This is a genomic window from Pseudomonadota bacterium (genome assembly GCA_010028905.1).
In the GTDB taxonomy this organism is placed as follows: domain Bacteria; phylum Vulcanimicrobiota; class Xenobia; order RGZZ01; family RGZZ01; genus RGZZ01.
Genome location: RGZZ01000362.1, coordinates 1 through 5,159, shown reverse-complemented (window position 1 = coordinate 5,159; position 5,159 = coordinate 1). Strand labels below are relative to the sequence as shown.

Sequence of the window (5,159 nt, the reverse complement as noted above, 5' to 3'; positions counted from 1 at the left end):
AAAAACCAGAGTTCTGCTCCCATCTTCACAGGACACGCTCTGACCAGGCGCTCAAGCCGCTTTTGGCATCTGGTTCTGAGATTCTCCACACAGAACAGGCTACTCGAAGGTGGAAGAGCGAAGTTCTGGCGCAAGATGCTCAGAATAAGCTCTGAAGAAATGCGTCGTTACGGGGTTTCAGAGTGTTCTGCAAAACTCAGCCCAGAATGTCCCGCTGTGCCTATGATAGGTGAGACACAACGATGCAAGTTGGCGCAAGTGTCTGAGGGGTGAAGAGTAGGCGCGAGAGCCTGAGGGGAACCAGACCCGCCAGCACTCGTTTCAGACGATTTTCAACATGCAGGGGTACACTGCGGAGCGTTTGAAGGAGAGCGATGTCCACCATGAGGTCTCACGCGTGCTGATCAAGCGTTGCAGCCTGCAGAGAACCCAGAACGCTGCCGTGCACAGCGAGTTCCCCAGATCTGCTCGCACCCAAGCGTCCCTTGACGTGGCGAGGCACCAGGGCTGATGGGCATTCCCCGTCTCTCTTTCAACCCGTGGCCCGCGCCAACGACGCCCGGAGGTGCGCCATCTCAGGGTGCGCCAGCCCTAGACACGGGCGCTACGAGCGATACCCAGCCCCGATTCCCGCGGACACAGAACCCATGGTCCATCGGACGGGGGGATTCCGCGGCGGCCTCCGTGGAGGCTCTGCAGACCCCACTGACAAACGCGCACGCAACGGCGCCCGCGGTCACATCTCACGGCCCCTCGATGGCACAGAGAACGGGCCTTGCCGCGTTGCTGGCCCTGCAGCTCATCTCGTCGCCCGTTGCTGCTGCAGCAGCGCCTGTGCAGCTCTCGCTCACACCTGCTCCCCAGATTTCGCAAACCGTTTCCTGCACGCCCGTCCCCAGCACAACGCACCGTACGACAGCGGACGCAACCGCACCGCTGCCTTATGCCTTCCAGACCACAGCAGCCCCGGATACGTCTCCCACCCTGTCGTCAGCCGCTTCGCCTGCGGTCGTCCGGAGCGCCGCTGACGCCATTGCGCGCACCGACTTCGCCCCCATGAGCCCGTACGTGGCGACGGTGGCCGAAGCGTTCGACGCCACCCTCAACACGCCGCGAGTCAAGACTGACCCGGTTTTCGTGACGATGCCCGCTCTGTTCCGGGACCCCCTGCGCGTGGAGCGCAACCTGTCGAACGGGCCGGATGCTGCGATGCTCGTCATCCTTCCCGGCATCGGTGACGACGGGAGCGCCTCGGTTGCACGTCAGCTCGAACAGGTGGCCCTCGATCACGGCATGAACTTCACCGTCGTTCCGAACCCCTGGAGCGACGCGTGGCTCGAGGCGCATCCGCGACACCTGCCTGGCGTTCTGCCCGTCGAGAGCCGTGCCGTCGTCGACATCGTGCGCCACCTCTCTCGTGAGAATCCCGCGCACTATCGGCACGTCTCAGCGGTGGGATATTCCTACGGCGGCCTGCTGGGAGCCGCCGCGCTCCGAGACCAGCAGCAAGCGGGCGCCCCACCCGTCATCAACGGCACGTTCACGGCGGTCTCTCCTCCGATGAGCTTCCTCGACAGCGTTCACCAGATGGACAAGATGGGCAACGCAACCCTCGCACCCAACAGCCGTCTCATCGCCACTGGTCTGGTCTACTGGTCGGAGATCGCAGACCAGGGCTACGACAGCTTCATCGCAAGCCCCATCGCGCGCTGGCGCGACGACGCCACCGAGCAGTTCGCCACACGCCACTATGGCCCGGAGCGAATCCTCCGCGGAACCCTGTCTCAGCTCGACCCCCCCGCGTCGGCAGCGACGTTCGACGAATACACGCGCACAGTGCTGCCCCACGACCCGTGGTTCAAGGGGCACGCCACCACCGTCGACGCAGTGGCGCAAGGGAATCGACTCGACACGCTGCTCGGCCAGGTGACTGGGAAGGGGGTTCCCGTGATGGTGCTCACTTCCCGCGACGACCTCATTCTCACGCCCGACAACGTGGCGCAGCTCTCCAGCCTGGCAGACGACCACGCGCCGGATCAGCTCATTGAGCAGTACCGATACGGCGGTCACATGGGCGTTCTGTTCAATCCGAGGATTCGTGATGTGATCGGCGGCTTTGCGACGGGAACCCTCGCACCCGAAGAGTGCTCCGCCTCGGAGGTGAGTGGCGCCGGACCCTCAGGCGAGAGTCATCACGCCACGTCAGCGAGCTTGAGCAGCGCTCACAACACCCGAGGGTTGTAACGGTGACGTCATGTCCACGAGCGCAACCGACAGAACCACCCACTGTGAACTGCGCTGGCCCAGGCGCCTGGGGGCACGGGCCAGGCTGACCAAGGCCCCCAGGTGCGAAAAAGCCAGCAGCCGGCTTTTCCACAGACGATGTAGCCGGCTGCTGGCTTTTCCGCAGATGAGGCTGCATCGCACAAGCAAGCGCAACGGGTTGGACGGCGCTTCTGCCATACGCCCAGGTACCAACCTGCCTCGACGCTGTCCGGTCCCATCTCACCTGCTATCAGTCAAGAGCCTTGACACCCCCCACCATCTACATCGTAGGCGATGATGCCTCGGTGCGACGCGCCCTGAAGCGCATGATCTCGACCCCTGGGTTCGAGGTCGATTGCTTTGAAAGTCCCTCTTCGTTTCTCGCGCAAGGCCTCTTCAACCGACTAGAATGTCTCCTACTCGATGTGCAGATGCCCGAGATGACGGGCCTCGCACTGCAACGCGCGCTCGCCGACCGACCATCGCTCAACAAGCAGATCGCCTCCGAGCCAGGCATCGCCGAGAAGACCGTGAGGGCGCACCGCAGCCGCGTCATGGCGAACCTGCGAGCTGCGTCGGCCGCCGACCTCGTGCGTTTCTATCAGGTGCTCTCGTGCACCTGAGACCTTGCTCTCTCCTCGTCACCGCGTGTCACCGTCGAGATCGCCCTCAGTAGGACCAAGGTCCAACTATCTGCGGAGCCCGGGGAGATGGCAGGATCCAGGGCGGATTGCCCGAGCCAAACGCGGCAGTCCAAGACTCTCCAGGAGGGGTCAACGTGAAGCTGAACCCCCTCCGTGGCCTCGTGGCCGCGGTGGCGCTCCTCACCCTGTCGATGGCGCCGGTCGAACGTGCTGACGAAGCTCCCACAACGAACAGCGCGCCGTCGAAGAGCACCTCGCCCTCGCCGGAGAAGGCTGGTACGCCGGCCTCAGTGCGGGACTCACCAATCTGAGCTCAGGCTGCAGAGCGCAGCACCAGCTCGATGTCTTCGACACGCCGGGTGTCAGCACCACCGCATTCGCCTATCAGGTGAAGCTCGGGCTCTCGTACAACGTCGACCCCAAGACGGCGCTGTTCTTGCAGTACCGCTACATGGGCACGAGCGGCTTGGCGTACGGTGGCGCCCGCGTGAGCGCTGGTGGTGGCGTCTGGGCGACATCGACCTCGCGCGGCTCCGACCCGACTTCGCGGGGAAAGCTCTCGAATGCATTGATGAGCAGGTTCATCACCACCTGCTGAACCTTGAGCTGGTCGGCGCGCACCGGCGGCACAGGCGTGATGTGCGTCTCTACCCGCACGCGCCGCTGAAGGGCGTCGTTTGTCAGCAGGTGAAGCGCGTCTGAAACGACCTCGGCCAGATCGACCGCGCTGGTTTCCGGCTCTCCGGTGCGCACCAGCTGGCGGACGCGCCGCACCACCTCGTTGGCGCGCTTGACATCAGAAACCAGGTCATCGAGCGTCACCCTCGTCTCATCGAGATCCGGAGGATCGAAGTCGAGGAGGCGCAGGCCCGCCTGGGCATTGCTGAGCAAGACCGCGAGCGGCTGGTTCAGCTCGTGGGCGAGACTCGCCGAGAGCTCGCTCAAGGTGGCGAGACGCGCCACGTGGGCCAGCTCAGCGCGCATGCGCAGCTCGCCCTGCTCGGCCCGCACGCGCGCGGTCACGTCGTACGACACGCCGACAAGACGTTTTGCATCTCCATACCCCAGGGGAATCAGGCGCCCACGGCTCGAGATCCAGCGAACCAGCCCGTCTGCACGCACGATGCGAAGCTCGCTGGCATCACCCAGGCACGCGTCGAGGGCCGCACGAAGCGCCGCGCGATCATGCTCGTCGACCTTCGCGAAGAGATCGTCAACGCGCAATGACCCCGCTTCTGGCTCACCGTACAGCCGACGAAGGAGGTCGCAACCCCAGTACATGTCGGCCCCCACGTCCCACGACCACAGGCCGACCTCGGCCGAGTCGAGCGCCGGGTGCATGCGCGCCTCGCTGCTGCGCAGCGCCTCATCGGCCCGTCTGCGGTAGATGCTGTTGGCGATGGTCTCGGCGAGCAGGGCGAGGCGACGCACCACCGAGGGGAGCCAGCGCCGCTCTCCTCGCGCAGCACCCCGAACGCGAGAGCGCCGAATACCTGCCCACCGGCAATCAGCGGGAAGGTCACATTCGAGCGCGGACCGACGCGATGGAACGTGGCGCAATCGACGGCCGCCTCCGGGGGCAGATCGTCGATGCGCGTGAACCGCACTATCTTCCCTGCCAGTATCTGACTGGCCACCCAGGGGAACTCGAGGTGCGGCGGCCCGATGTCGACCTGCTCGAACCCCGGACGGGCCGCGAGATGAAAGTGCTGGGCGGCCGAGGTCTCATCGAACACGAACAGCGTACTCCGATCGAGATCGAGAAAGTGCACGATGGCGTTCTGTGCACATACGATGACCTCGTCGAGCGACGCCAGGGGCGCGGCCACGAGCTCATTCGAAAGACGCGCAAGAAGGCGCTCGAAGCTGTATGCGCTGGGAGAGGTCGGCTTGCGGGCCATGGGTTCCTCACGATGACGAGTATCGGTACCGCAAACCTGTCCCGCGACCGTTCGATTTCCCCCTTCCCGAACACGCGGTATGAAGTGGCGTCATTGCGGCGTTTGCGCGTGTTCGGTGAAGACGCGACCCGAACACGCCCCGCTGCAAATCCACCCGCAACCCGGCTCCAACCGAGCATGCAAGCCGCACGATACGGCGCTCGGCGCCGTCAGGCCATCTCCGAACCGCACGACGCACGCTGCGCCAGACACACACGAGATCGACAATGACCATCGACACAGCGCCGCAGCAGATGAGAGCCCTGACCGGCCAGCGCGTTCCGCCCGAGCGTGGGGCATTGTCCTCCGC

General features: G+C 64.8%; 4 protein-coding genes and 1 pseudogene. 3 read left to right on the top strand and 2 right to left on the bottom strand.

The window, feature by feature from the left end; translation table 11 throughout:
• Positions 1–783 precede the first annotated feature (783 nt).
• The 3 genes and pseudogenes from EB084_19075 (at position 784) to EB084_19065 (ending at position 3,507) form a co-directional block, all read left to right on the top strand.
• Positions 784–2,244, top strand: a complete 1,461-nt coding sequence (locus EB084_19075) for a hypothetical protein (GenBank protein ID NDD30366.1) — start codon at positions 784–786, stop codon at positions 2,242–2,244.
• A 299-nt stretch (positions 2,245–2,543) separates the two neighbouring features.
• Positions 2,544–2,888 (top strand): annotated as a pseudogene (locus EB084_19070) (response regulator).
• Between the two features lie 328 nt (positions 2,889–3,216).
• On the top strand, positions 3,217–3,507 hold the full coding sequence (locus tag EB084_19065; protein NDD30365.1) for a P44/Msp2 family outer membrane protein: 291 nt from the start codon (positions 3,217–3,219) through the stop codon (positions 3,505–3,507).
• Here EB084_19065 and EB084_19060 read toward each other — a convergent pair.
• Complete coding sequence (locus EB084_19060) at positions 3,357–4,250, bottom strand: hypothetical protein (protein ID NDD30364.1); 894 nt, start codon at positions 4,248–4,250, stop codon at positions 3,357–3,359. The two genes, EB084_19065 and EB084_19060, sit on opposite strands and share 151 nt — an antisense overlap.
• The gene (locus EB084_19055) at positions 3,983–4,810 is read right to left on the bottom strand and encodes a GAF domain-containing protein (GenBank protein ID NDD30363.1); all 828 of its coding nucleotides are present in this window, start codon (positions 4,808–4,810) and stop codon (positions 3,983–3,985) included. The genes EB084_19060 and EB084_19055 overlap by 268 nt, the downstream gene beginning before the upstream one ends.
• Between the last annotated feature and the right edge of the window lie 349 nt (positions 4,811–5,159).